The organism is Paenibacillus sp. FSL K6-2862 (assembly GCF_038005125.1).
Taxonomy (GTDB): Bacteria; Bacillota; Bacilli; order Paenibacillales; family Paenibacillaceae; genus Paenibacillus; species Paenibacillus illinoisensis_A.
This window is the reverse complement of record NZ_JBBOSN010000002.1, coordinates 143,222-169,276: the sequence shown is the minus strand read 5'-3', so window position 1 is coordinate 169,276 and position 26,055 is coordinate 143,222. Positions and strand designations below refer to the sequence as shown.

Annotated in this window: 27 protein-coding genes, 1 tRNA gene and 2 pseudogenes; 7 read left to right on the top strand and 23 right to left on the bottom strand. The window is 40.2% G+C overall.

Annotated features, from left to right (window positions below):
- Positions 1-202: 202 nt before the first annotated feature.
- From MHB82_RS30665 to MHB82_RS30620, 10 genes and pseudogenes are all read right to left on the bottom strand, one after another.
- On the bottom strand, positions 203-838 hold the full coding sequence (locus tag MHB82_RS30665) for a hypothetical protein (protein ID WP_341176874.1): 636 nt from the start codon (positions 836-838) through the stop codon (positions 203-205).
- A gap of 575 nt (positions 839-1,413) precedes the next feature.
- Positions 1,414-1,596 carry a hypothetical protein gene (locus MHB82_RS30660; RefSeq protein WP_341176873.1) on the bottom strand — a complete coding sequence of 61 codons (183 nt, stop codon included), beginning with the start codon at positions 1,594-1,596 and terminating at the stop codon, positions 1,414-1,416.
- A 300-nt stretch (positions 1,597-1,896) separates the two neighbouring features.
- Positions 1,897-2,193 (bottom strand): hypothetical protein, encoded by a 297-nt coding sequence (locus MHB82_RS30655; RefSeq protein ID WP_341176872.1) that lies wholly within the window; start codon positions 2,191-2,193, stop codon positions 1,897-1,899.
- A 494-nt stretch (positions 2,194-2,687) separates the two neighbouring features.
- Positions 2,688-2,864 (bottom strand): hypothetical protein, encoded by a 177-nt coding sequence (locus MHB82_RS30650; RefSeq protein ID WP_341176871.1) that lies wholly within the window; start codon positions 2,862-2,864, stop codon positions 2,688-2,690.
- Between the two features lie 292 nt (positions 2,865-3,156).
- Positions 3,157-3,663 carry a GyrI-like domain-containing protein gene (locus tag MHB82_RS30645; RefSeq protein ID WP_341176870.1) on the bottom strand — a complete coding sequence of 169 codons (507 nt, stop codon included), beginning with the start codon at positions 3,661-3,663 and terminating at the stop codon, positions 3,157-3,159.
- A 70-nt stretch (positions 3,664-3,733) separates the two neighbouring features.
- Positions 3,734-4,036 (bottom strand): helix-turn-helix transcriptional regulator, encoded by a 303-nt coding sequence (locus MHB82_RS30640; protein ID WP_341176869.1) that lies wholly within the window; start codon positions 4,034-4,036, stop codon positions 3,734-3,736.
- 378 nt (positions 4,037-4,414) lie between these two features.
- On the bottom strand, positions 4,415-6,439 hold the full coding sequence (locus MHB82_RS30635) for an immunoglobulin-like domain-containing protein (protein WP_341176868.1): 2,025 nt from the start codon (positions 6,437-6,439) through the stop codon (positions 4,415-4,417).
- A gap of 991 nt (positions 6,440-7,430) precedes the next feature.
- Positions 7,431-7,820, bottom strand: a complete 390-nt coding sequence (locus tag MHB82_RS30630) for a hypothetical protein (RefSeq protein ID WP_341176867.1) — start codon at positions 7,818-7,820, stop codon at positions 7,431-7,433.
- 53 nt (positions 7,821-7,873) lie between these two features.
- Positions 7,874-8,056 (bottom strand): annotated as a pseudogene (locus MHB82_RS30625) (AraC family transcriptional regulator); the annotation flags it as partial.
- 594 nt (positions 8,057-8,650) lie between these two features.
- The gene (locus tag MHB82_RS30620; protein ID WP_341176866.1) at positions 8,651-8,986 is read right to left on the bottom strand and encodes a hypothetical protein; all 336 of its coding nucleotides are present in this window, start codon (positions 8,984-8,986) and stop codon (positions 8,651-8,653) included.
- A 508-nt stretch (positions 8,987-9,494) separates the two neighbouring features.
- Between MHB82_RS30620 and MHB82_RS32145 the strand changes: the two genes are divergently transcribed.
- The 4 genes from MHB82_RS32145 (at position 9,495) to MHB82_RS30605 (ending at position 12,700) form a co-directional block, all read left to right on the top strand.
- Positions 9,495-9,746 carry a hypothetical protein gene (locus tag MHB82_RS32145; RefSeq protein ID WP_445671292.1) on the top strand — a complete coding sequence of 84 codons (252 nt, stop codon included), beginning with the start codon at positions 9,495-9,497 and terminating at the stop codon, positions 9,744-9,746.
- A gap of 14 nt (positions 9,747-9,760) precedes the next feature.
- Positions 9,761-11,065, top strand: coding sequence for a hypothetical protein (locus MHB82_RS30615; RefSeq protein ID WP_341176865.1), 1,305 nt, complete (start codon positions 9,761-9,763; stop codon positions 11,063-11,065).
- Positions 11,066-11,405: 340 nt separating this feature from the next.
- Positions 11,406-11,681, top strand: a complete 276-nt coding sequence (locus MHB82_RS30610) for a hypothetical protein (RefSeq protein ID WP_110821763.1) — start codon at positions 11,406-11,408, stop codon at positions 11,679-11,681.
- Positions 11,682-12,082: 401 nt separating this feature from the next.
- The gene (locus tag MHB82_RS30605; RefSeq protein ID WP_341176864.1) at positions 12,083-12,700 is read left to right on the top strand and encodes a hypothetical protein; all 618 of its coding nucleotides are present in this window, start codon (positions 12,083-12,085) and stop codon (positions 12,698-12,700) included.
- 157 nt (positions 12,701-12,857) lie between these two features.
- Here MHB82_RS30605 and MHB82_RS30600 read toward each other — a convergent pair whose 3' ends face one another.
- Positions 12,858-13,820 carry an RNA polymerase sigma factor gene (locus tag MHB82_RS30600; protein ID WP_341176863.1) on the bottom strand — a complete coding sequence of 321 codons (963 nt, stop codon included), beginning with the start codon at positions 13,818-13,820 and terminating at the stop codon, positions 12,858-12,860.
- A gap of 916 nt (positions 13,821-14,736) precedes the next feature.
- Here MHB82_RS30600 and MHB82_RS30595 point away from each other — a divergent pair.
- Both MHB82_RS30595 and MHB82_RS30590 read left to right on the top strand, forming a co-directional pair.
- Complete coding sequence (locus MHB82_RS30595) at positions 14,737-14,997, top strand: hypothetical protein (protein ID WP_341176862.1); 261 nt, start codon at positions 14,737-14,739, stop codon at positions 14,995-14,997.
- The gene (locus MHB82_RS30590; protein WP_341176861.1) at positions 14,998-15,192 is read left to right on the top strand and encodes a hypothetical protein; all 195 of its coding nucleotides are present in this window, start codon (positions 14,998-15,000) and stop codon (positions 15,190-15,192) included.
- A gap of 18 nt (positions 15,193-15,210) precedes the next feature.
- Here the strand turns inward: MHB82_RS30590 and MHB82_RS30585 are convergent, their stop codons facing one another.
- The 4 genes from MHB82_RS30585 to MHB82_RS30570 all read right to left on the bottom strand — a co-directional run bounded on the left by MHB82_RS30585 (position 15,211) and on the right by MHB82_RS30570 (position 18,794).
- On the bottom strand, positions 15,211-16,035 hold the full coding sequence (locus MHB82_RS30585) for an ABC transporter permease (protein ID WP_341176860.1): 825 nt from the start codon (positions 16,033-16,035) through the stop codon (positions 15,211-15,213).
- Positions 16,032-16,985, bottom strand: coding sequence for an ATP-binding cassette domain-containing protein (locus MHB82_RS30580; RefSeq protein ID WP_341177131.1), 954 nt, complete (start codon positions 16,983-16,985; stop codon positions 16,032-16,034). Before MHB82_RS30580 ends, MHB82_RS30585 begins: the two co-directional genes overlap by 4 nt.
- Before the next feature lie 74 nt (positions 16,986-17,059).
- Positions 17,060-17,881 (bottom strand): NAD(P)H-binding protein, encoded by an 822-nt coding sequence (locus MHB82_RS30575; protein WP_341176859.1) that lies wholly within the window; start codon positions 17,879-17,881, stop codon positions 17,060-17,062.
- Positions 17,882-17,894: 13 nt separating this feature from the next.
- Complete coding sequence (locus MHB82_RS30570) at positions 17,895-18,794, bottom strand: helix-turn-helix transcriptional regulator (protein ID WP_341176858.1); 900 nt, start codon at positions 18,792-18,794, stop codon at positions 17,895-17,897.
- A 191-nt stretch (positions 18,795-18,985) separates the two neighbouring features.
- On the opposite strand from MHB82_RS30570, the pseudogene MHB82_RS30565 reads away from it, so the two are divergent.
- Positions 18,986-19,432: pseudogene (locus MHB82_RS30565) on the top strand (glutathione-dependent formaldehyde dehydrogenase); the annotation flags it as partial.
- Positions 19,433-19,551: 119 nt separating this feature from the next.
- Here MHB82_RS30565 and MHB82_RS30560 read toward each other — a convergent pair.
- The 8 genes from MHB82_RS30560 to MHB82_RS30525 form a co-directional block, all read right to left on the bottom strand.
- Positions 19,552-19,623 (bottom strand) — tRNA-Glu (locus MHB82_RS30560).
- A 259-nt stretch (positions 19,624-19,882) separates the two neighbouring features.
- Positions 19,883-20,422 (bottom strand): hypothetical protein, encoded by a 540-nt coding sequence (locus tag MHB82_RS30555; protein WP_341176857.1) that lies wholly within the window; start codon positions 20,420-20,422, stop codon positions 19,883-19,885.
- A gap of 353 nt (positions 20,423-20,775) precedes the next feature.
- Entirely contained in the window at positions 20,776-21,525 is a 750-nt protein-coding gene (locus MHB82_RS30550) for a hypothetical protein (protein WP_341176856.1), read from the bottom strand.
- A gap of 89 nt (positions 21,526-21,614) precedes the next feature.
- Positions 21,615-22,634: a thermonuclease family protein gene (locus MHB82_RS30545; RefSeq protein ID WP_341176855.1), complete on the bottom strand. Its 1,020-nt coding sequence runs from the start codon at positions 22,632-22,634 to the stop codon at positions 21,615-21,617.
- A gap of 865 nt (positions 22,635-23,499) precedes the next feature.
- Positions 23,500-24,207 (bottom strand): zf-HC2 domain-containing protein, encoded by a 708-nt coding sequence (locus MHB82_RS30540; RefSeq protein WP_341176854.1) that lies wholly within the window; start codon positions 24,205-24,207, stop codon positions 23,500-23,502.
- Positions 24,204-24,698, bottom strand: a complete 495-nt coding sequence (locus MHB82_RS30535) for an RNA polymerase sigma factor (RefSeq protein WP_341176853.1) — start codon at positions 24,696-24,698, stop codon at positions 24,204-24,206. The genes MHB82_RS30540 and MHB82_RS30535 overlap by 4 nt, the downstream gene beginning before the upstream one ends.
- Positions 24,699-24,956: 258 nt before the next feature.
- Positions 24,957-25,466 carry a pilus assembly protein gene (locus MHB82_RS30530; RefSeq protein WP_341176852.1) on the bottom strand — a complete coding sequence of 170 codons (510 nt, stop codon included), beginning with the start codon at positions 25,464-25,466 and terminating at the stop codon, positions 24,957-24,959.
- 274 nt (positions 25,467-25,740) lie between these two features.
- Positions 25,741-26,040, bottom strand: coding sequence for a hypothetical protein (locus MHB82_RS30525; RefSeq protein WP_341176851.1), 300 nt, complete (start codon positions 26,038-26,040; stop codon positions 25,741-25,743).
- Positions 26,041-26,055: the final 15 nt, after the last annotated feature.

The window sequence follows — 26,055 nt, the reverse complement described above, 5'->3', positions numbered from 1 at the left end:
GTAAGAAGCCGCCGAGCATGCGGGATGCATTGCTCGAGCTTATGAAAACCCGAAACCATACTCCGGTTTTACGTGATCGAAGATATTACTTTGCACGGCTGTCTTAAGATGCTTTGTTGCAGCCGATTTACTCTGTTTCCCTGAGCATGAAGTGATTGTCGGATTGGGTTAATAAAGCGAAAAACATACTCCTTCTTGCACTTTATTTTTCCTCTTGATACCCAAGTGCCTCATTTTTCCATCTGATTGTTCCGTGCTTATTTTCATGATCGAGTTTGCAGTCGAAACCATGCTTTTTATAAAAATGCTCCGACCTGTCAATGTGATCCCAATCAACCGATGAAATCCATCCAGTAATGACCCTGATCTGCATCTCTTGAACGAGCTTCATTAGCCCTTCCATCAGGATCGAGCCGTAGCCGCGGTTTACACGATCACCTTCTATTTTGATGTCCGCAATGCGCAAATGTTGTTTATTTTTAAAGTCAATGTGTAAATGGACATTGGAGTCCGGGGCCTTTACCCCTTTTAATGAAATAACTTTTACTCTTAAATGAATGTTCTCATCATCCATTCCATCACCATACATGACGCGGTAAATCATTACACTCTCTGCGAACCGGTTATGAGCCACATGAAGTACCTTATGTCCGTCCTTCTCGAGGTCCGATGTATGCCATTGAACTTCATAATAAGTATCTCCCTTTTTCTTCAAAGGGATGGGTGCATGCTCCCGCTTGAACTCCGAAAAAGGGTCACTATCTCCAAATAGTTCTTTGAATATATCAGTGAGCTTCTTCGTGGACTTTTCATCAAGTGGATGATATTTTTTCTCCAACAGTGTAATCTCCCTTCAATATCTCCTCTTTTATATCTTCGAGTGGTTCATCCACCTGACCGATACTTTTGAACAGATTGAATTAGTTGATCAATTTCTTTATTAGTTAAGAAAGCTTGAAATGCAATAAGTTGCGAAGAGCATAGAGTAATCATTACTCCATCTTCCTTAACATCGAACTTATATTCAGAACTTACATTCTGATTTTTTTCTCCTCCCTGCTAATTTACCTTTTTTCAAGAAACTAAGGATATAACCTTACAATGCCCCCGAAGTGCTTCCCTATGATTTATATCGGTACTCTCTTCGTCGAGAATAAGCTTGAATGGGTAAGTACTTTTTCTAACTTTCTGACATCATGAATTTCGATATCTTTTGTCTCTGAAATCTGAAAGTTCTTATATAGCCATCCGGTATACAAATCATCGAAATTCGGTAATACAAAGAATTTGACATCTCTATCTGATGCTTCATCATTCAAGTTTCCATTTATGCTTCCTGAAACAGCTTTAAATACGGCCACACGATTATGGATCTTCACTATCCCTCACCCCTCTCAAATTAAGATTCTTTCTTTAGGTATCTTTTTTCCGTTTATCTAATGCAATCCACGAATAATACAAAACCCAGAATAGTATTGGAAATATAGCTACCGCAATATAGCGTTTATCATGAGGGAGCGTAAAGATAGCAATCATGGAGATCGGTAATATGATGGCAAGTAGAAGTAAGTATTTTCCCCAATGTCTTTTTATCATGACAGTTCCCCCCTTAATCATTTTAAATTCAAGCCTGACTTTACTTAATTGCCGTCCTCGCTTAATACTTTCTTCGTCCTAAACCAAAACCGGTTTTGAAAGAGCTGTCGCGATTTTCTTTATCGTCGGTGCAAATCGTCAAGCGAATCTTATTCAATGAATTTTTCGGAATAGAGCTGTTTGGAATATCATGATCGTAATACACTTCAAATACTTCGAATACTTCATCATCTCCAACTCGATATTTGACTACACGATAATTCCAATATGAACTTATGGAAACACTCCTTATTATCAAGCTCATACATCGTCATTACTTGATAAAGCTGCAATATGTGCTAGTGTCCTCCCATCAGTCAATTTTTCAATTCTATCTTTATGTACGTTACAAAATACATCTGTATCGAGGAAACGCTCCGTTGAACCAATGACACCTTTACCATCCAGGTACATTTCGTACTCTACCTTTGAATTGAAATAGATACGTATTTCACCGTTGTCATCTGCAAGCTTATCGATATCGTATCTAGGGTTTACCTTTAATCCCTCTTCTCTTTCTTTTGCCAATCTTTCAAAGAGTTCTACTATATTCTCCATTCACTTCAGCCTAGTATACCATAGATTCGATTTACTAAACTGCACAGTCTTTTCATAACCGAGTGACGTAGACCATTTCATTTAACAATACTGTAGTAACATAGTCCACAATTTTGTACCAAATAATCGAACGTCTCAAACTATTCTTCTGGAGATCCCCACAATAGACGCAGCATCATCACGTAAACGGGGCGATTTCCCTAAATGCAAAGCCTCTATTTCCTGAGAGATCCTTTAGTATGTGGCTCCATATAACTTTGTGCTTTCTGCAAATAATCCAAAACCCCACCAGTTTGCACATTATTCTACTTGATAAAGATGTAGAGTATAGAGATTTGTTGGAGTTGCCAACTATTGAAAAATAGAAAACCAGTTTCAAACCTGGTAAGGTACAAAACTGGTTGGAGATAGATCACTCTTGCAGTAAATGCCTTTACTAGACTATGTTTTACGACAATTACTTTCAATCAAGGCCTATCTAATTAAGAATATGACTATGTATTTCTGTGTTCAAGTTGATCATAAAGCGCTTGTCCGTCATAGTTGCGATCCGTAACAACATCTCTGATCAATCGAACTCCATTGCCGGTATCGCCCCCAAAAGAAGCTCCGCTGACCAATCCTAACACCATTGCAAAGGGATACAACAAAATAGCTAAAACTCTTTTCATTTCTTCAACTCCTTTCCCTTTTTACGGAAACTATTATATGAATATCCTATTCATACGAATACATCCTATCTAAGTTCCAACATTTTGTAAATAAATACATAAAGTAGGGAAGGTTTCATGTCGATGAATCGGTTGCATCCGTCAATCACTTCTATGCAAAATAGTTTATAGCATTTTCAGATAAAATATCATTTAATCCTAGTATAGTAGGATGATCTATCAAGTATTTAGCAACTTCCTAATGACTACATGTATTATAAAAAGGCCACCTCGGGGTGACCAAGAACTGCGTTTAAACTGCACTATTTTTTTTAACCGGAATCCATACTTCACAAATTGATTCTTGATGAGTATCATCAACCCAATAATATTTCTCTATGCACGGCCCTTCTACTTGTTCAAAACTTACTGAAGGGAACCATTCTGAGTAAATGCGTTGCCAGGTATTTAGAATCTCCAATCCTATATCTGTATCGTCTGGAATCGTCTCACGACTATCGAATACCGCATAAGTTTGGTATGGGACATGAAGGATGGAAAATTCATCTGGAATCTGTTTTCTAGTCGGCAGTTCTGCTCCCATTAAATATTGTTTTGATCCATCTTCGTCAAAGTTGAAATAATAACCGTAGAGCAATGACCCTGCTGGCCTCCCCACCAACTCGTTTATCTGATCATGAACACCATTCCTCCAAATTCCCTCTACAAATTCAGGGATCTCCTTGTAAGCATCCTTATGGATAGTAACGCTTTTTCCAATTACCGTTGATCCGATTTCCTCCACGATTCGATAATTCATCTCGGTATCTCCTTTAACTTGAATTTGAAAGGAGATACGAGGAAATGCTTTAAGTTTCACATTCGATTTCTTAGCCGCAAGAGGTGTTCATCCGTTGAAAAGCTTTTGTAAATGCTGCAGGACTGTCGTAACCGTACTTAAGCGCGACATCAATGACTTTACAATCTGTTCCAGCTAACTCCTGTGCCGCAAGCGTTAGCCGCCTATTCCTCACGTACTGGGTCACGGTAACACCGGTTACTGCATGAAACATTCGCTGAAAATGGTATTTTGAACTCATTGCTGACCTAGCAATGTCATCAATCTCAATGGGCAAGTGCAGATGTTGTTCCACATAATCAATGGATTGGCGAAGCAACTTAAGTATCTCCAAATTTCGCACCTCCTTTCTCCTACAGTGTAAAAGAACCGCTGAATATCTTCTTGTTTAGGAATGCTCCTTTTTGTCTAGAAATTTAAGTACAACAACGAGCCAACTAGTAAAACTTCGATCCTCTCATGCATGTATGATACCTGACCAATGTTAACAAGATCCTACTTCTAGGTGACATCTTCATAGAGAAAATGAAGACCTAAAAGGTCTTTGTTGACGGCTTTATGCTACAAAGAGTTCTACGGAAAACCTAATTATTCCTGTTAGCGTTAGTTTATTAAGATATACGACTCTTTAGACGCTACGCTATCCTATTTGTTAATGTAAGATTACAAAAAAACGCCTACGAATCGAGGCGCTTTTTCTACTTCATTTCTATTATAAAAGTTCAAGCATCGTTTTAATTTTGGAGTTTAGCTTTAAGGTGTTAAGAATAAGTTGCAATGCTTCCGCTCTTGAGGAAGTGCCTTTAGCATTGAGGTCGCCATTCCCATTACCTTGAATAACACCCGCTTGTGCTATCATTTGAATTGGATTGGAATTATCGATCTTGTTTTGGGTTACCCCTTGGAAATCAACGATCTTGGATAGAATCATGGCCATCTCTTCACGTGTAATTGCTTTGTTTGGTTTGAATGATCCATTGCCGTTTCCACTAATAATACCTGCTTGTGTAAACTGCACAATGGCGTCTTCTGCCCAATGACCTTTAATATCTTTTAGATCAACTTGCTTTGTCCCAGTAACATCAAAAATTCGGGATAGTATCCCTACGAACTCTCCACGAGACATGTCTTGATTAGGTCTGATTGTCTTGTCTTCATAACCTTTGATAATGTTCAACTTAGTGAAAATATCAATGGTTTGTTCAGCCCAATGGTTTTTTACATCAACCGGTTTAAAAACGTTACCTCTATTATTTAAAGTATCGTTAATTTTTGATTCTAGCATTTGAGTAGCACTAGTTCCAGGTTTAAATATATCCTTCCCAAAACCACCAACAGTTGGTTGTGGTGTAGGTGCCGGCGTTGGTTCTGGTGCTGGTGTCGGCACTGGTGTTGGCGCTGGTGTCGGCGCTGGTGTTGGCGTCGGTGTTGGCGCTGGTGTTGGCGTCGGTGTCGGCGCTGGTGTTGGCGTCGGTGTCGGCACCGGTCCTGGTGTTGGTTCTGGTGTTGTAGATTCGCCTGCAAAAATCAACGTGTAGTGTACAGGGTTCAGCATTTCATCTGTAGCAGTGACACTATAATTTTTAATGAAGAACGGATATATTTTGTATACGCCACTAGTCATCATAATAGCATTATCGAGAACCTGCAGTGCTTTTGCAGTATACGTAACAATCATGGATTGGTCAGACGCACCCCGAGGTATATCGAACGTGATTGTCTTTTTATCTTCATCTATAACTCCAACATGGTCATCTAGGGCAAACGAAGTAATGATTTTATCTCTATTTATATATCTGACGTTAACGAAGAAATCACGAGTTTCAAACACACCATCCACATACACTCTTGCAGTTAATTTAACTTCATGATCTATATCATCTAGCGTCCGGTACACTCTACCACTGGAACTAATGATGGAAGGGTCGCTCGATACCCAGGATATGGATGATCCATATTTTCCTCCAGTAGGCAAGCCTACCTCTGGACTTCTAACCCCGTCGGCCGTGTCCCCATTCTTATAACTGATCTGCAACTCATCTAAAGCTTCACGAAGCTTATCCTCTGGTGTAGGCTCTGCTTTGACAACGTTAAGCATAAAATCCTTCGTTACTGGAACTTCGCTCCCAGCTTTAAGTGTAGCCGTGAGCGTAACCTGCTTATCTCCACCCACATATGGAGGACGTTTGACGTTACCGTCGTTGGCAATAATCGTTGTGTCAGATGAAGACCATGACAAAAATACATTCTCCATTTGAGTAGGTAAATTAATTCTTGAGGTGACTTTATCCTTAGTTTGACCACCGGTAAATAGTAGTTCTAATGAATCCTTAGTTTCTTGTAACTTTTGGTATGTTGCCCAAGTTACCGTGACAGGGAACGTACTTGAAACTTTCCCATCACGTGATGCAGTAATATTGGCTGTACCCTCCGTGACTCCTGTCACGATTCCTACGGAAGATACAGTTGCAACAGCTTCGTTATCAGAATTCCAAGTAGCTGTTGAACTGATATCTGTAATGGTGCCATTGTTCATCATACCGTTCGCAGTCAGTTGTAATTCATGATTAGGCGAAAATTCAAATGGTCCTACAATATAGATTGAATTAGCCTGTGGTTCAGCAGCAAAGGCAATATTGCCTGCTCCATAAAAATTGTGGTTACTAGTCGGTGGCAATACCATAGGCGATAACAGAAGTACAGAAAGAAATAATGACGCTTTTTTGTGCAGTTTCAAGCAGAAGGCCTCCATGAGATGTTAATTAGTTGATAATACGTATGAAATTGGATTTTTGGAATAATATTGAGCAGTTATGAAACTCTTCGTCTTAAAAGGATCCAGCAACGTAATAGAAATAAAACAAGGAATAGAAGTCCTATACAGGCTATGACATTCTCGATAAATACCTTTTTCAGGGTACTTCTTGCGACACTTCCCCCTCTCTTGGTGTCATACGGATCTGATGGTATGAATGAGAGGTTCAGTAACGTTTTCTGTTACATTTGTAACGTTATGACCTCCTTGTGAGTGAAATGAAATAAATACGCTTAAGTATAACAAGGTGCGCTGAACAAATTCTGAACATCAGTAGCGAATACAATCGAAAAAGAGGTTAAATTGTCGAATTCTGTTTTCCTGACTCATTGAAAAAGAGCAAACGAATTTGATCAGCTACTTTCTTGGTACTATTGGCTATAGTTTCCTATTAGTTGAATGGGTTGTGATACGGAACAACGTGCTGTCTGTAACAGTACGTTTTAAGGTTATCCTTCGAGCTGTTAGTGGACCTATTCGGAGGGTTATCGTAGCGGACATCACTCTTTTGAACATGAACAATCCAATAGTTTTGACAGGAATGACGACAGCTTAGCTCAAGATCATTACGGGGGAATGGACATCTATATTCCTGCAAAGCAAATTTCGCCGTGAGTGAAGGTAAGGTAACACGGTAAAAATGAAAAAAATCAATATAATATATGACTCGAAACTACGCTCTCCTGATCGTTAATTGAAGATAAAAAAAGAACCGTAACTTATCGTGCTTGGTGAAATAACTTGTCTGTCAGTAGAATAAAAGCAGCCGATCATGATCAGCTGCTTTTATTCATCTAATCTTATCTTGATCCCAACAAGTTGCCTTTCTTGAGCAAACCTCATTCGCGGTTATTCAAGTAAACCTCTAGCTTGTTGCGAATGTAGTTGGAATAATCCGGATCATATAGTGCACTTATGGACCTATCGTCTTGAGGGATTCCCAGAAACTTACTAGTGATAAAAGAAGGAATAGGAGTCCTAAAAGGGCAATACCATTAGCGATAAATATCTCTTTTAGGAATTCTTTGCGTTTCTTCCCCTCTCTTGGTGCCATGCGGATCAAACGGTATAAACGAGAAGTACCGTAACGTCTTACTATTGACGAATTTAAAGGCAAGCACACCACTGCACATACGAGAAACAATATTAAATAAATCACCACATTAACCTCACTTTTATCATCGCTTGGAAAAAGGTAAATAGAAGAGCTTGTAGTCTCTAGTGAGAAGTTACACCAATAAACATTAAAGGCACGAAACCCGTCTGGAGAAAAAAGCTTACTGGGAACTTGTAAGTTCTTCATCCTCATTTTGTTTCCTACACTACTACCAATGTTCTATAACCTGTACCACAATCCAAAGTTAGTCGTCTTCGTCTAATATATTCCGCAAGTGTTACATTGGTAATGAATGAGAACATTCTCTGAAATTGATGTGAAGAACAGCAAGCACTTCGTGCTACTTCCTTTAATTCAATTTCTCCGGTTAAGTTACTTTCAATGTAATCTAATGCTCGATTCATTCTCAACAGCCAATCCATCGGCCCCCTCCTTTTAAAGAAAAGTATAGTAGTGCAATGGCGTCATATCGCAACTTTTTGTGCTTCGTTCCGTTTCGTAACATTAATCAAAATGGATTCTCCCCTTTAACAAAGGGAATAAAAATGGCATAAGTAGAGCCAATTAGCAAAACCCAAAAGACTATAGATTTCATACGTTTCCTGAAGAAATTAGCATATTTTTTTATAAACAACGAACAAATGAGTGTGTAAATAAAAAACAAAAAGTATGAGACCCCAAACCAGTTAACATACGTTCCCCATAAAAGGGATATCAAAACTCTCATAAATATATCTCAAGCCATTTTCAGTAACAATGAATCCAATAACCAAAAATCCTACGAACTCCAGATAAATAGACATTCCCCTCATATCCCCTATCTTTATTCAGTTCGGATATTCCAATAGTTTTGAAGTAACGAGATTACTGCATTGTAGCTAATTTCTAGGCTAGTTTCTTATTGTTATCGGATTCAATTCTCTCTGATGTCTCCACACCTCAAAAAGTATAGTCTTCTTGATTAATAGTAGAATCACCTATATGAGGTAAACTTAACCTTTATTAGATATCAGCATTTATCCGACATATTGAAGAATTAGCTGGTATAGCGCTATGGAAAGCCCTAAAAGACTTGCTTTCATTTTAGATGGATGGTATCTTCCTCTGCTCGACAGGTATAATAAAATCAATAAAAATCCAATGGGGAGCTTTAGCTGAAAGACACCTTCTGGTGTACCATGGGAATAGATTGGTGTAATGGACGTACTGATCCAAAAGTAAAAGAAAACGGTAAAACGTCTTGTTTCTAATTGTTTGCTCCACTTTACTAACAAGAATATAATAATGATCCCGATAATCGTAATGTGTAAAGGTGGGAGAAGAATAGCACCGTTCCCAAAACTGATTTCCATTTTGCATAGTCCTCCTCTTCATAATGATTCGCAACGTACATTTCATACTCACAAAATCTCCTTCCTGCCTTATGCCTACTTAAATTACCTAAGAAAGCACCCAGAACAGATAGTAAGTGTTCCGCCTCATTCTCCTGCTCTCATAAAGGAAAAATTGATATAGAATGGAGAATCGTGTGTTATAATTGAAAGGTTGATTTTACCAAAAGTAAGGAGGAATGTAAAAATATTTGTAGCGTTTTAGTATTTTAGCTGTATTTTTCTGTTTGTCCTGTAATTTATCTAAAACACTCTGAACTTAGAGTCAAGTTGTTAGGAGGCTACATAAAACAAGTTGAAAACAACAGTTATAGAGCTATAGCCGCGGGAGACACGGCCTTTGTTACACTGTATTTTTAAACTGGTGGGATCCCCATTACTTTGAACAGTCTGGATGGACACTTTTAATTTGTGCTGTCGAACATGAGAACAAAGAAATTATGAACAATGTTTCGCAAACGAAGCTGATATTAACTATCAATGTTCTGGGGGATGGGCCGCTTTACACCAAGCCGTAGACTTATTCATTGATGGGACCATTCAGACCGGTGGTTCTCCAGACGAAGATCCCATAGATATTTTAGAGTACTTATTAGATCGCGGAGTAGATGTGCACATCACGGATTCAAAAGGTAGCTCTCCCATCGATGTGGCAATGAGCTATAAATCCGAGAAGATTGTCCAATTTTTAGTAGAAACTCAGCCAGTACAACTTGAATAGGAGGAACTCATACCATGAAAAGGATTACCAAACGTCAATTATTAATTGCGGCTCTAACAGCTTTCCTTACGCTTCCCATAGTCTCAACCAACTCTACCGTATCTGCTGCGGATTATAAGCAACTTCCAAAGCCGGAATGGACATATAATGTACCGACCGAAACGACAACGCAAATACATACTAAGAACAACCATTATACGGGGAGAGTCGTATTTCCTATCGTATCAGAACTGACTAATCTAGAAACAGCATATACATTTTTGTATAAATCAGATCGTTCTAGCGGCAAATCTAAAGCTGTAAATTCCATACTCGCAATAGATGATAAAACAGGAAAACAGAAATGGATTCATGACTCGCCTATGCGCTATAATTCTTTTGATCTAGATCAGAGCGGTAATGTCTACTATTATGATGAAGCAAAGTCCGGTAACAAAAAGGTATACAAGTTAATCGCCCTAGATTCAAATAACAAGCAACGTTGGGTAAAAACATTCAAAGAGTTTTTCCAATTCAACATACTGGAAGATGGACGTATAGCCGTAATTACGTTCACAAAAGACACTAGCGTAATCACACTTTACAATCACGAAGGAAAGCAGCTTATCCAAAGGGAGTTTCCTGGCCACATGCGTCATATTCAGGGCAACTACGTCGGATTGATCAATTCTAATGCACCGAGAAACACGACGACTATTGATATCTACTCCATTTCTACTGGTAAAAAGGTTATTTCTGCTGTCCAACCGCAAGATCACGTCAATATTGTGCATGCTGACTTTGAAGTGCTAAGTGGCGGAACGGTTATTGTTCCTATTTACAATGCGAAGACGGAAGTGGAAACTTTACACGGGTACAAACCTAACGGGGAAGAAAAATGGACCAGACCATTGCCTAAACCAGCACAGGATGCCGTGTACGGCACAACATACGCGCATAACATGTACGATTCTCTATATGTATCCTTAGGCAATAACTATCTCATTCAAGAGAAAAATAAGCTTAGTCTGTACAATACTAACAATCAATTGATTGCGACCAAGACGTTTGATGACTTACCTGCACAAGGACTGTTACAACAACTCAATGATCAGAGTATCGTCTTTGGAGCCACAGACAAATCTCAAGCTTGGTATGATTCAAAAAAACCAGAGCCAAAGGAAGCAACCTACTACATTCTAGATTCGCGTACACTAAAAATAAAAAACACTCTTGTACTCGATGACGCTCTTTTTCATCAAGCTGACGTTCGTTTTCACGATGCAAATACATTCTATATTCACATGGGTGAAACCATCACCAAATACGTTCTAAAATAGCCTATTAAGGCTTGCACACTCCCCAAGAATAACGACGTATTGCCTTGCTCCTTGATAGAGCTAGGCATACGTCGTTTTCTTAAGTATCCAGATTACCTATCTGTTACTTTTACTAATCGTAGTTAAACCCCCGCCAATGCAATTATCCCTGCTACTCTTGTTCTATATCAACAAACATTTTGCCTCTGTAGTATAAAATTTCTTTTTAATTCCGGACTTCTCTCTGAATTTTAAAGATAACTTACATAAACTCCACCTTTCCGGAACATATGTTCCTGTGATAGAATAAATAAATTATTGAGTTTCGGATAATTTACTGTCTAGAAAGGATTTATAAAAAATGAATTTATACAAATTTGAATTAACTGTTAATGGTTTTACGTTACGCGTCCATTTTAGTCCAACGGAAGAAAGTGGACTGAAATGGTGTAAACGAATGGCTTCTCAGTTTCAAAGGAATGTTGCTAATTTAGAAATTAAGGTCACTATACATAAAAAGGAAGACCAAAAATATGCATGGGAATATCACGGAAAACCATATTTGTATCATCGAACTTTGAGGAAAAAGCCCCTTACAAAGAAAAACAATCTAACTGAATCATCTGCTGCTATGTAATGGGTGTTCGCAGCTCATGCTCGGTAGTCCCCGTTTTCTATTTCACAACAAGTTTACTAATATCGTTTAAATCAAAAAATCGATCGAGCCTCTGCCTTAGTACTCAAGGCAGAGGCTCTATTATTAAAATAGTTCATATAGCCAGCTTTCCCCACAAGAAAAGCTTTGATTATTTCACAGATTTCTGAGGCTTACGCAATCCTAATTGCTTTGAAGATTTCTTAGCTAAAAGTGCAAACTTTAAAGCAGTACTTTTCAAGTCTTCTTGTTTTTTCATCGATCGGTTTCTCCTTTGTTTATGCTGTATCCACATTCTTTCCACTTTCAAGCTATATCAAACATATTTCTTGAAAATGATAATAAATATAATAGAAAAGAATGTTTGGAGGACAAATCATAAAATGAAACCGCTAAGTAAAATGGATTTATTGTCCAAAGGGTTACAGGATCTAACTGAAAACAAAAAAGGCCTCTACTCATATCTGTTAGCGAAATTCGAAAAATATGCTCGTAATGAACTACACATCAAGCTACCACACTATGAGGTATTACGAGCCAACTCTTTCCTTGATGATGTTATGGAACTAACGGACCACACAGTATACTTAACACTTGAAGATCTAATTGCACTCCTTTATCATCAGTTCCTCATTCAAGTGAGAAGCACAGCCAAATTTTCAACTCTTGGCCAGAAGATCTTAAATAAAAAGATTGAATTAGCTGAGAAGGAACAAAAGATAGTGACGACATTTGAAGAGATTAATCCCAACCACTGGGCACTGGTAGAAAAAAAAGTTCCTTCAAAAATGAAAACCAAGCAAATTACCGTTGAGTTTCATCGTAAATACCTGGAACGTGGAGAAATATTTTTGTATGATCTTATCAAGATTTCACCAAAGTTTTCGATGACTCTAGAAGAACTAGTTACTATTCTGGTGATTGATTTTGTCCAAGAAGTTGAAAAGGGGAATAGCAAAAAAGTAATGGACCAAATCATTAAAGCATTTGAACAAGCCTAAGCTAGGTGGTCCTCATGGCTGGTCATACTGATACTTAATTGAACAAAGCAGTCGACCACATTGGTCAGCTGCTTTCTAAGTTCAACTGAGTTATCGTTTCCATTCTTTTAATCGTTTAGGATTTAGTGAAGTTTCTCATTAATAGTGTTAAACCTATCTACCAGTAGTATCCGTACATATCTTTCTCTTCATCCAATTTAATTTGGAGCTTGTTGGCTGCCTCTGAAAGAAGATCTTTACAGAAATAATAACTTTTATGTTTAACAATGCGGTTATCCTTAATTTCAACTGTAGTTATATCCCACAAGACAGAACCATTCTCCGTTTCTTTAGTAAAAAGGATGGCTGGCCTTCCCCAAAGTTCAATAATGCTGGAGAATAATTTCAGTTTCGAGCCATCGCTTGCCCAGTCCCCCATTGAGTTTTTACGAATTTGATCTTTTCCAATATCCAACCCCTTGCCAACTACCTCATTTGTTGCATATTCCGCTAACAATGTTCCAATAGTTTGAAAGTCTCCGTTAACAAAAGAGTCCATATATATTTTTATTATCTGCTCCTTCTCCTCAGACAATGGAATATACTTCAACTCTTGCTTAGTATGTTGGCTATGCAATTTCTTCATGTTGTTTCTAGCTCTTTGCAGCAAAGAATATACAGCTCCCTCGGTAGAAGCTATAATTTCAGCTACCTCTTTTGCAGTAAAGTTATAAATATCAACTAATAGAAGGGCAGCGATTTGTTTAGGCGGAAGTACTTGTACCATTGTCTCTACTGCTTCGTATATGTCGCTATAAGTCACAGACTTCTCTGCATATGAGTTCTCCAGTTCAAGGTCCTCTGTCTCCAATTTTTTCTTTCTAAAGCTATCCATCCAGGTATTAGTTGCAATTCGAAATATATAACTTTTGGGATTTAACGCTTGTTCTACCCTGCTAAGAGAGGAGAAGGATTTCAACAATGTTTCCTGTAGTAGATCCTCAGCATCCCAAGGTGAACCCGTTAGTTTCAAACAATAATTCCAGAGCGTACTTCGATAAGGTTGAATTACCTTGTTAAAGGCATCATTATTCTGTTGAATTTGCTTACTAATTAATACTAAATCGTCATTCATACTCATTACTTCCCTCCTAAAACTTCTTTTCGATATTTAAGACGAAATATAATCGTAAAATTATACGGCGTATAAATTTTATTATTAATATATCATGTCAGTTCTTCTGTGAGCTTACAAAAAAGGAGCGACTGCGAATTGCAATCTGCTCCATGATGTTTGATTTTCGTTTAACTACTTTAATGAAAGCCTCTTATCTACATAAAGTCATTGAAGATCATTTCTCTAATCTACCGACAGAACATTACCTATAGAAAACAATAAGTCTATAATGAACCAAACTCCAAAACCAATATAAATTAAGGAAATAACAGTAATTATCTTGTTAAATCCTTTATTAATAATGATAGCGACTATGTAGAATAAAACAGAGACCAGTAGAGGGTTTTTCCAGTACCCCATTCCAATCGAGTATCTGTATAGAAAGTAAACAGTCGATATTAACCAAAGTATTAGTGAGATGTTAAAAATTATCTTTTTAGTTTTCATTGAATTTTCCTTCCAATTGTTATTCTATAGATGATATTAACATATCCTACGCTTATCATTATGAGTTAAATATTGGGAAAGTGAGCCGATCGACATAGGCTTCGCTATTTTTTCTGTCTCCCATACAAATTGTACAATTATTATCTTTCTACCGTAGGCTATGATCAACCCTCTCTATCAACTAAACCGCTCATTACTTCGACGAACAAGAGAGCAAGGCCGAGGTGGTATGCTCCCTGTTTTGGTTCAATTATTATTACCCGTGAGTTGAATCAACTTCCTGTAATCGCCCAAGGTTCAATTCCCCAAATAGACTTTCTGGCAAGAAAAATCATACTTTTCATCCGCAGTCACATTTCTACCAGTCGTGCTTCATCATCGACTTCGTTACAAGTTGTTTTGATGTCTTCACCCAGCCAGGAGCCATCGTTTGATGCGCAAACGATGGCTCCTGCTTCAGGGGTATCTTCTCTCGCAATTCGGAAGGATTTCCCTCGCACCCGTCCGCGAGCAGCTAAAGCGTCTGCTCGCCTATTTTACGGAGCCAGCTTTCGCCATGCTGATGGAGGCCGGCCTGTTTTACCTCACGGAACAAGCGGCGTCGCCCGGCATTAGCAACGTGCATGCTCGCCCTAAACTGGGCGAAGCGAAGCAGTTCTCGAGGGAAAACGAACAGGGTTCGTCGCATCGCTAAGTGCTTAATGAGGGAGCAATCCACGTAGAGAGTACGATCCATATCTTCCAAGGTCGTCTGGTACGTCCCGTGGAGACACACCATGCTCTTCGCCTCTTCAAGAACATCCGCCGACCAAAAGCAGGCGCTAAACGGTGGCGAAGTGCCATTCGCGCTCGTCGTTCGACTACACCGATGCTCCGAATGGTTGTTTAGCCATTGCTCTTGTACCTCCTAGCGATTATTTTTATTCAAATATAAATACAACGTTATTGGAGCAAACATGACGATCAACAGCAGGCAAACACCCAGCCCTGCAGCAATGTCCGTTGTGCTTGCCGTACCATTCATGAGCCCTCGAACCGTCGTAACCGCAATGCTTATTGGATTGATATCCACGATGAATCCAATCCATTTGGGCATCGTTGATGAATCTACCAGAATATTGCTCGCAAACAGGAGAGGATAAACTAACATCATGCTTGATCCTGATACTGTCTCAGGGCGTTTGGCTAAGGTCCCAATCATTGAAAAAATCCAACTCACGCTAAATGAGAAAAAAATGATAAACAAGATTGCTAAAAGCGTGCCCTTGATCCCGTCCTCCGGACGGAAGCCGAGTAGCAACCCTGTTCCACAAGCTACTAGCAAGGCTATCGTATATCTTAGTCCATCTGATATTAATGGCCCGAGAACAGAGCCCGGTTGCCAAAAAGGCATCGTTCGAAAACGGTTGTACACCCCTTTCGAGATGTCCTGGCATAAGGTTGTTCCACTATAGACGGTCATAGGAACAACTGTAAGAACGAGAATACCCGGCAGCAGAAATTGGATGTATGCCTCAGTGGAACCCGCAATGGCACCGCCGAACAAAAAATTAAAAAGAAGTAGCATCATGATAGGAGTTAAAATGGCATCCATAGCAAATCCAAAGAGATTGTTTTTCGTATTTTGCCATGTTCTCCACATGAAGATTGTAGTTGATGTTAAGGAATTTGGACTGCGTGGTGCGGACCTTCGTAACAACATTGATTCATTTAGGTTAGGACTACTATTCATTGGACGATCTCCTTCTTCTGTTTAGAGGCAGTTAGAGCCAAGAATACTTCATCCAAGCTTGGTTCACTTAGCGAAAAGGAGTCTATTGGAACTTTATTGCTCGCGAGTGTATGTATGACTTGGCTCGCGAGGATGGCTTCTTGCACGGGTATATTATATTCAAGCGGGTCTTTGCCTTGAAATCCAGTCAAATGATGATGATCTGCTAACAAGCGGATGATGGTTGCTTCTTCTGTCCGTTCTGCCAATCGAATCGCTAACGTTCTGCCCCCAATGGATGCCTTCAATTGATTAGGTGTCCCTTCAGAAACAATGCTCCCGTTATCGATGACAGCGATTCTGTCTGCTAACTGATCGGCTTCTTCTAGGTATTGGGTCGTCAACAACACTGTCGTTCCCTGCTTCAATAACGTTCGAACTACTTCCCACACCCCTATGCGACTTTGAGGGTCTAAACCGGTTGTCGGTTCATCCAGAAAGATAATTTCCGGCTGGGTAACAATGCTGGCAGCAATATCTAAGCGTCTGCGCATGCCTCCGGAATAGTTCTGAACCATACGATCCTTGGCATCCGTTAGGGCGAACGATTGAATCAGTTGTTCCGCTATAGAACGTGCTTCTTTCGGAGAAAAGCCATAAAGCCTAGCAATAAGAATTAAATTTTGAAGCCCAGATAACCCTTCATCAAGGGCAGCGAACTGACCAGTAAGACTTATTTTCTTTCTCACTTCTTTGGCGTGCTTCACCACATCATAACCAGCTACAAGCGCAGTTCCCCCATCTGGCTTAAGAAGTGTCGACAACATATCTATCGTAGTTGTTTTTCCGGCGCCGTTAGGACCAAGCAGGGCAAACAGTTCTCCTTTTTTGACTTTCAAATCAATACCTTTGACCACCTCTTGATCGTTAAACGCTTTTCGGAGGCCATTGATTTCAATCGCATAGGACATTTCTGACATCCCCTTATCCTCTTGATAAAAGAATGCCCTGGTAAGAACCAAGGCACCTTGTATTCAATTTTTGTTCATAAAAACTCATTTTTATGTTCAAACACCCATTCCGCGAGTGTTCTGGCAGGCCGTCCTGTAACTTGTTCCACAGTGGAGACGACCGTATGTCCGATCTCGGGTGGATTTTTGCCCATAAGAACAAAAAAGTCGATATCTCCTTCTTCATAGCCCTGATTTCTCCAGTTTTGTCTCGCTTGCTCCTCCGTCAGTTCATCCAATTGAACATCCTTGCCGATTCCTTCACTAATTATCTGGATCGCTTCTCTGCGCGAAAGAGACTCGGGACCAGTAAGAATATAGCTTTGTCCGTGATGACCATTCTCTGTGAGTGCTGCAACGGCGACGGCAGCAATATCACCCTCGTGAACTCTCGCACTCGGCGCATCCCCGAAAGCCTCCCGAACAACCCCCTCCGAACGAATCGAATCCCGCCAGTCCACTAGTATATTGGCCATGAATTCTCCTGGCTTTACGAGTGTCCATTCCATTCCACTATTTTTAAGTGCTTCCTCTACAGGCCCCTCTTCATAACTGACCAATACGGTGACCCGTTGTACACCGGATTGCTTTGCCAATTCGATCACTTTGGGCTGAGTTCGAAGCGTCGCATTAACCTCATCACTGGAGATGATCAAGAACAGCCCTCTAACGCCTTCCAATGCGGTTTGCAGCGTATCTGGTTCATTAAGATCTCCCGCCACGACCTTAACACCCTCCGGTAAATTCGCTTTTGCCGGATTACGCGACACTGCTCTCACCTGTTCCCCTTTTTGCACAAGTTGAGCCACAACATGTCTTCCTACCGTTCCTGTGGCACCTGTTACTAATATTGTCATTTGCTAATTCCTCCTATTTGCGTTGCGTATAGAGCTTTTGGATTTCGTTGATTTTTTCCATTAAATCTTGCTTCAACTCGTCAGGCGAAATGATAGTCACCTTTGAACTGTAGCTTAGAATAATGGATATCGCATATTCTTGTGAGTAAAACACCGTGTGTACATCAATACAATCCCCATGATGTGTACACTCCCCCTGAAATTGCTCGAACACTCGAGGCTGGGCAGTTAAATCAAAACGAAGATGGGCATGTATGCCTTGAGCCTCTTCTTCAGCGGGAATAGAGGATAAGACTCTAAGTTGAAAATGGTCGTCTAGCACTTCAAGCTTGTTGATCCTAGACAGCCGGAAGAAGCGTTTCGCTTGATGCGATAGGCAATACCCATCCAAATACCATGCCCCGCGCTCCCAATACAACTTGATTGGCTCCACCTTTCTTTGAGATAAGGTGCCTGTTGCACTTGTATAAGAAAATGCAATGACTCGGTTCTGATTGATCGCATGAAGAAGCGGTTGAACAATCTCCTTCTCACGTTCCGATGTACTCATATCAAATACGATCTTATCGTGATATTCCCCATTCAACAGAGCAGGCTGCAGACTAGAAAGCTTCTGCATTAATAAGACGGATTGGCCCCCCATAGCTCCTTTCATGCCCTTAAGAAGATTATAGATGACCGAAAAATCATCAACAGAGAAGTGCTGTTTCGTTAAGAAGAAACCGTTCATTAGTTCAAAACCACCGTCAGTACCCGTAAACGAAGCAACGGGTATGCCCGCTTGATTGATCAGATCCACATCACGATAAATCGTGCGAATGGAAACCTCGAATCTTGCTGCTAATTCTGTTGCCGTCACTCTTCTTTTTGCTAGAAGTTCCATCGTAATCCCCAGCATACGATCCAGTTTCATCTTTTACTCCTCCCCTTTCACGATTTATCGGACCATCTGTTTGATAGCATATCATTGGAATTCTGACATCATGTATGTCAGGATTCCGAACCTACTATTTCTTTTATTTTTGAACAATGTCACATCTCATCAATTCTTTGCGAACACAAAATTGTCAATAGCCTTGCTAAACACTTTCTAAAGAATTCCCCTACGGGGTGCAGCATTCGAAGAGAACGAACAAAGTCGAAATCGTAAACTTCGAGCAAGATAAGAACATTGGCAATAATCTCAAGGAATTGACCAAAGGCGACGCCGATGTTGTGAATGATGTAGGAATGGACGTCAAGATGAGGGATCTAGAATTTTTAGCCAGCGATTTGAAACTACAAGGCGGCACGATCCAAGTCACTGGGGTAACGATGGTTTGAGATAACGTTTCCCGCTCGGTGACATCATGCAGCGAAACTTGAATATCCCGTTCCGGACAAGCTCCGGTTATTCACTACATGCCGTATATATACGAGTATGTTACGTCTGGCAAAGTGGACTCTGGCGACATTGTTACGCACATCATTCCGCTCAGCGAATGCGAAGCGGTCTATAAAGTGTTTGATACAAAAACAGACGATTGTATTGAAATCATCTTAAAGCCTTAAATATGGATAGATACATGGGAGAACAATCGGAATGAAATCAAAAAAAATGCATTGCATGAGATGCTCGAGATACATAAAGTAGCTGCATTAAAGCTTTACGAAGTAAGCCTCCATATCTATGACCCGTAGGGGATTCGAACCCCTGTTACCTCCGTGAAAGGGAGGTGTCTTAACCCCTTGACCAACGGGCCCAACTTGGTCCCTACGCAGAATTCAAACCGATACTATCATCCATACTATTTCTCTACGAGTGGGCAAAAAAAGACCCCGAAGGATTTTTGCTTGGCAACGTCTACTCTTCCAGGACCCTTCGGTCAATTAATTGCTTGGGGGTTTAATTGAGGTGTTGATATTGCCTCAGAGAGAATAAAACAAAAAAACCAATGCTAATATGCTTTGGCTCATAAATTAAGTATTTTGAGTCATACGTGATAGTCTCATTGATTTCTCTTAATAATTTGTATTTATAAGCTGTCCCTGCCACAGGACTTCTTCTGCACTGATTATCATTCTTTTCTCATCATCAAAACTCGATTGAGCCGATTCAAATACGGCGTTAAGGACGACATTTACATTTGAACTCGATATTTGCTTAAGTTGGTTTGAATTGAGTGTAATTTCATAATTTTCAGAATACCATTGGTCTTTCACTAATTTCGTGGTCAATCCTTCAGCTGTGGTAGTCCTAGGAGGAAGAATACTCTCCCCCTCAATTTGCAAATCTACATCAAGAATTTTCTTGGAATGCAGAATCTCATTTTCGAGTTCTTTACCTATATACTTCAATCCTGGTTGAAAAGTGAAAGTATCATTGTTTGATTTCTCGATGATTAATCTAATTTCAAACTCCCCAGTTTGTTTACTTGCTATAATCTGATCACCTTCTTTTTGAATTTGATCGGGTGTATTTGCAGCATCGTTATCCATTGAGGAATCGGAACAACCAAACAGGACAAGGCAAATCATAAGCATGAGGGGTATATGCTTCAATGTACAACCTCCTTTCATTCAGAGTCTTAGGAGTTGTTCCTATAATTTAAACGCATCATAATGCCATAATGTTTCATCAAATGATAAATTTTATATTAAGTAAACATTATTTTACAAACAGAACAATTTCTCAGTTTATCCGAGTTAGAGGTGACCGCCTGCTACATTTACCAAATTTACGCACTTACAGCGTAAGAACTTAAGCAAAATTCAAACAAAAAACCAAAGCAATATGCTTTGGTTTGGAATAAAAAATCAAGGGATCAAGTTTACGAAGAACCCCTGGTACAAAGTGATGAGTTCTCTTTCTCATTAAACCACTTTTACCAAGGGCACATAGTCTAGTGAGATTATTACTCAACCTCACTGCGTTTTACAGTAGTACCGTCATCAAAAATGATTTGATCCATTTTGAATTCTACTGTGATCTTTTCCAGCGGGGTATCCCTAAGCTCAATATCTTCGTCCATAAATTGATTCACTTCAACGCTACCATCATAGGAAGTTGAATCCCCAGCTTTGATTACATTATCGTACTTTACGTTAAGTGATTTTATCTCATTACCAAACATGTCTTTGAACGTAATGATCCCTTGAAACCCCTTTACAGCCATGTCAGAGTTATTGCTCAGGTCAAGTGTCATATTGATAATGTCGCTGAAAATCCATTTATCCGTGTCTTTATACGTTACGTTTTTCTTAATCAAACCAACTTTTATTGACTCATCCAAAAGCTTTAACTGTGCTTGTTTTTCCTTCTCTGCTTCTTCCTGTTTTCGTTTAATCTCTTCCTGCCTTTTCTTCTCTTCTTCCTCAATTTTCAGCTGTCTTTCTTTTTCACCAGAGATGATTTGACTTACTGTTTTAGCGGATAGATCTGTACTTTCACTGTTTGCATACTCAACCGCTTTGCTGTAATAATCTTTCTCCTCCTGTGTAAGTTGAGTGCTCTCTTTCACATCTTGTGAGACAGTCTCCGAATACAGCTCTTCAGTTATGGGCTTACCGCAGGCTGACAAAACAACTGTCATCAGGCCAATCATTATAGGTAAAGCTAAACTTTTCTTCTTAAACATCCCTTTCAAAACTACACGACCCTTCAAAAATTTAAATTACTTGTAAGTAGTCCAACAAAGATATCCTCTACACCTCTCCAATGTAGAAAAAAGCATTCAATCAGAGAGAACTCCCTTTACCTTTCACAGCCGATACCATCACCATCTCGATCTAGTTTACGACTGTATCCGGGTTCCCCTTTATAAATCGGATCTGCACCAGCAGCTCTAACTGCATCACAGTTTTTGTAATACACGTTTGCTACCACTGGTTCTTCCTTTACTTTAACTTCAACTTTCTCTTCCACACGCGGGGTTTTAGTAACAACGACTGGTTCTGTAGTTTCTGGTTTAGGTTCAACAAAACCATTGTCCTGCACATAATTCTCAATACTCCATATTCCTTTTGCTTCTTTACGTGCGTGCTTCTGGATTTCTTCAAATTGATCTACATATTTCGTATTCGGTGGGTATATGTAAGCAATACGAGCTAATCCATATTCAAGTAACTGCTCATTCAACATTTTATCGCCAATCCATACATAGGCTAGCAATCTTCCGTACTTATCTCGTTCAGAAACATCTAATTCAAGTGAGATATTCCCTTTTGCCACCTGCTTCTTAACAAAGTTAGATGCATCTTTACCAAACGGTTGTTCCTCCTTCTCAGGATGGACGGTTTCTGGTGTATCAATAAGAAGTAAACGAACCTTCTCCTCTTTACCATTTACCTTGACTTTCAAGGTGTCTCCATCCGTTACTTCAACCAAAGTAGCCGGAAGCCTATTGTTTTGCTCTTGGGTTTCTTTAGTAGTTGTATCAGCGGATTCTGATTTCTTCGATGTAGCAACAACTTCAGCAGCTTCACTTGTTGTCACAGTTTGAGTCTTCAATTCTTCTTTAGTTTCAACCACAGCTACCTGCTCTGGTGAATTAGCAGGCTCAGACGAAAAAGAAACTAAAAAGAAAATGAGAAATAAACCTGCAAATGCGCTGATGACATAGGTGAACGTTTGTCTTCTACCCGTCTCTTTATTTTTCCTATATTGCTTATATGCCCAGTATCCTAAAACAGCAGCTACAAGAAGATAGAAAAACTTAATAATGACCGCAATGACGAGTACTGCAAGTACAACATATAGAATGATTCTTCCCACTTTGTCCTCCTTAGTAAATTTCTACCGTTTGAATTATAACATAATTAGGTAATATGGAATACAAATTTATAGGTCTAAAGGTATATATCCGGCGAGAAAACTATCGTATTTTGTGAAAAATAATATTTTTATCGTTCTTTGCTAAACCCATGGCCAAGCCATCGTGGGCATGTTGGTTATCAATCTGCTAATGGGAATCGTTCAATCTGCAGCCACTGCTAACGAGCGAAAAAAGACGAAACAAAAGCTGCAACCACAACAATGTATCGGATAAGACAAAGAGTTAAACGTAACCTTACTTGTTTACATGGCCGGGCATACGTGGTATGATTCTTAACGCCGGTCAGCGCATGGACATTACCGTCCTCCGTTTCGCTTACGTGAGCGCTGTAACCGGCGGCGGTCCTCTCTCCGGGGGATCGCCTCAAACATGAATAGTAAAAGCCCCAGGACGCTACCTACCAATGCCCAGGGCTTTTTTTGTTTCCTATATAAGCGCCATTACGACGGCCATGACTCCAAGCGCGCACAGACCAACGTTCTCCCACGCGAGCCGGCGCCACGTTGTTGCCGGTACTTTCGGCTACCGGTGATGCCCCAGCGGTCGCCAGGCTCTCACAGACACCAGCTACGACCCTTTCGAACGCGGGAGATGCAAGGCGTCAGGCCCAACAGAAATTGCTCTTATTTAGTCTTACTCACCTACCATACCGTACATATCAGCATCGTGCATATATGGATATAATCAGTGTTATATTTAGGTTAGGTAAGTTAAACAGTTGAAATTAAAAGGTCCACACATCTTAGATATGTCTAAGATGTGTGGACCAATTTTGTTTTTCTTCAACTAAAGTTTCCCGTTAGTTCAATAGGTGTCCTGTGCGAAATGAGCTTCGACTTCCGCGCTCGCAGGCGGCAGTTCCATTCCTTTTTTCCACACGAGTACGGGGTCCTTTTCGCTTCCGAAGTACAGCGCCTCGATGGCTTTGCCGTTACCTTGGTTCGCTTGGTAAGCATTGTTTTCCACTTCGCCGAACGTGTAGTACATATTGAACAGTCCCACTTCGGTAATCGGTTTCTTCTTCAAAATGGGACGTACCGGGTTGACGTAAAATCTTCCGGATTCGTCTGTTTCGAACTTGGTTCGGTTCAGATCATACCCGTCCGTAATCTTCACGTGGTAGACGATCCGGCCGTCCGACAGCCTGGACACGTCTGAGATTTGGATAACGTCGGAAGGGACAGGTCTGATGTTCCATTGGAACAAACCAATGTACCCAAGCAGCAGGACAGCGCAGAAGGAAACAGCAATAACAGCCCCTTTCAGAAACGCTCTCAGCTTCGCACGGCTCCAGAACGCGGATAGAGACTGCAGAGCCGCCCCTTCGAGACGGTTCGCCTCCAGCATCGACGGGGGCAACGGCAGCACGACTTCGATGTTCGCCAGCGCCCGCCGGCAGCTATCGCATGCCGCGAGATGCTCCTCTATGAATTGTCGGCTTGCCTTGCTGCACACCTCGTCCACGTAGAGCGGCAATAAATCCTTAATGATTTCGCATTTGGCGGTGCTCATGTTTGTTCCTCCTCAAGCTTGCCGATTAATTGCTGTTTGGCGCGATGGAAGGTCACTCTTGCCCAGCTCTCGGTTTTCCCGAACAGCAGACTGATTTGAGAGAACGGTAACTCCCCAAACACCCGTAAGGTGAACACTTCCTTGTATGGTTCGCCGAGCCGGTGCAAAGCCTGATGGATTCGGAACGCCTGTTCCTTATCCGCAAGCGTTGCTTCGAACGTTTCGCCGAAATGCATTGAATAGTCTAAATCGTTTGTAGGCGCCTGCCTCTTCTGCTTGTCCAAATAGGAAAAGTAACTGTTTTTGGCGATTTGGCAGAGCCAGACGCTCATTTTGCACTCACCTCGGAATGAATCGATTTTCTTCATTGCTTTGAAGAAGGTATCCTGCGTAATCTCCTCGGCGACGGCGGCATCTTGGCTGAGCGATAACACAAAGGTGTATACGGGCTGGAAGTATTCAGCGTACATTTGCTCAAAATCGGTGGTCACATTCTCACGTCCTTACGACTATATGACTACGGAGGCCGAATTTCGTTACAGCCTGGACAAAAATTTTTAATTTTCGTGTGACTATAGATGAGGGGAATTCTTCAAAACATCATATCATTTCATTGGAGCTTAGGGAGAAGATTGTCTAGCGATTTCAAATCTTTCATCCCATGAATATGAAAATGAAAATGACAGTCCAGAACGTGAAAATAAAGTTCTGAACTGTCAGGTTTGTTGATCTAATCGTTTCCCGTTAGGTCAATAAAATAGATGAGCAAATTCCGGTTCTGAACCAGCTGATCCCCATACTTCTCCATCAACACTATAACCACCACCACTCCATTGGAGTACATAACCTCCATTAAGCATGCCTTGTTCGAAACCTTCATTAAAATTGATCCAATCAAGGGATTCCCCGGCAGCAATTGTTCTAGCGAAATACAGATTATTGGTATCTAAGTGCGTTAAACTAACATTGACTTCATGGCTACTATTGTTCTTCATTAAAAGTCTTATATGTACAAATTCCGGATCTACTGAAAAAGGTTGCTGTACAGTGGCTCCTCCAGAAGCAATGTAGTGGGTGGGTTTATTCTCTTCTTCGCTTAAAGAATTAGTAAGGGTTGTACTTGCCGACTTGCTTGGTAGTTCACCAGACTTTGGATTAGACGTATTCTCTTGAGCTGGACTTGATGAATCACAGGCAGTTACGGTCGCTATTATTAAAGTTAATGATAAAAAAGCAAAAAAAAGACCCTTTATATTCACAGTTTAATCCCTCTCGTATCCCTTAATTAGTTATTGTAAAACCTATAAAATGTTTCTCGTTATTAACAACGCCTAACAGTCAACAAAAGTTACATCTGTATTTACAATATGGCATTTAGCTAACCCGCCCGTTAGTTGAATAAAATCAGCCGATCAGAGGTATCAGCTGCTTTCTTAGTTCTATTACGCTATCGTTTCTCGCTAGTTCAATGATTCTTTAAAAAATCCCACAGGATAGTTATTCTCTTCTCCCAGATCTACATCAGGGTACCGATTAAAGATCGATTGAAAATCGTTCTATCAAATGGTCCACAAATTCTTCAATTCTTCCCCGGCTTATGAAGTCAATTAACACCATGTCGCTAGACCAGAAATATGCACCGTTCATGCACTCACCAGTTTGTATATTTTTCTGCTTTAACGTTTGTATATTTTGGTAAGTGAAAAAGCTAGCACCCCATTTTGAGAGATCCAGAAACACTACAATAACATCCGTATTTGCATCATTAATGTCCCATGAGCCTACAGACCAAATTTCAGCTTCTATCCACACATTACGATCCGAACAGCGCATGCTAGTCTTCTTTAA

Bases quoted from the DNA above. Each gene is read 5' to 3' on its own strand.
- MHB82_RS30615 (WP_341176865.1), top strand. From the start codon at position 9,761: ATGAAAAGGATTACCAAACGTCAATTATTAATTGCGGCTCTAACAGCT.
- MHB82_RS30575 (WP_341176859.1), bottom strand. From the start codon at position 17,881: ATGACAATATTAGTAACAGGTGCCACAGGAACGGTAGGAAGACATGTT.
- MHB82_RS30600 (WP_341176863.1), bottom strand. From the start codon at position 13,820: ATGAGTATGAATGACGATTTAGTATTAATTAGTAAGCAAATTCAACAG.
- MHB82_RS30570 (WP_341176858.1), bottom strand. From the start codon at position 18,794: ATGAAACTGGATCGTATGCTGGGGATTACGATGGAACTTCTAGCAAAA.
- MHB82_RS30605 (WP_341176864.1), top strand. From the start codon at position 12,083: ATGAAACCGCTAAGTAAAATGGATTTATTGTCCAAAGGGTTACAGGAT.
- MHB82_RS30645 (WP_341176870.1), bottom strand. From the start codon at position 3,663: ATGAATTATCGAATCGTGGAGGAAATCGGATCAACGGTAATTGGAAAA.
- MHB82_RS30655 (WP_341176872.1), bottom strand. From the start codon at position 2,193: ATGGAGAATATAGTAGAACTCTTTGAAAGATTGGCAAAAGAAAGAGAA.
- MHB82_RS30540 (WP_341176854.1), bottom strand. From the start codon at position 24,207: ATGAGCACCGCCAAATGCGAAATCATTAAGGATTTATTGCCGCTCTAC.
- MHB82_RS30620 (WP_341176866.1), bottom strand. From the start codon at position 8,986: ATGGAAATCAGTTTTGGGAACGGTGCTATTCTTCTCCCACCTTTACAC.
- MHB82_RS30580 (WP_341177131.1), bottom strand. From the start codon at position 16,985: ATGTCCTATGCGATTGAAATCAATGGCCTCCGAAAAGCGTTTAACGAT.
- MHB82_RS30610 (WP_110821763.1), top strand. From the start codon at position 11,406: ATGAATTTATACAAATTTGAATTAACTGTTAATGGTTTTACGTTACGC.
- MHB82_RS30630 (WP_341176867.1), bottom strand. From the start codon at position 7,820: ATGAAGAACTTACAAGTTCCCAGTAAGCTTTTTTCTCCAGACGGGTTT.
- MHB82_RS30660 (WP_341176873.1), bottom strand. From the start codon at position 1,596: ATGATAAAAAGACATTGGGGAAAATACTTACTTCTACTTGCCATCATA.
- MHB82_RS30585 (WP_341176860.1), bottom strand. From the start codon at position 16,035: ATGAATAGTAGTCCTAACCTAAATGAATCAATGTTGTTACGAAGGTCC.
- MHB82_RS30595 (WP_341176862.1), top strand. From the start codon at position 14,737: ATGCGCAAACGATGGCTCCTGCTTCAGGGGTATCTTCTCTCGCAATTC.
- MHB82_RS30525 (WP_341176851.1), bottom strand. From the start codon at position 26,040: ATGCGCTGTTCGGATCGTAATGTGTGGATAGAAGCTGAAATTTGGTCT.
- MHB82_RS30650 (WP_341176871.1), bottom strand. From the start codon at position 2,864: ATGAAAAGAGTTTTAGCTATTTTGTTGTATCCCTTTGCAATGGTGTTA.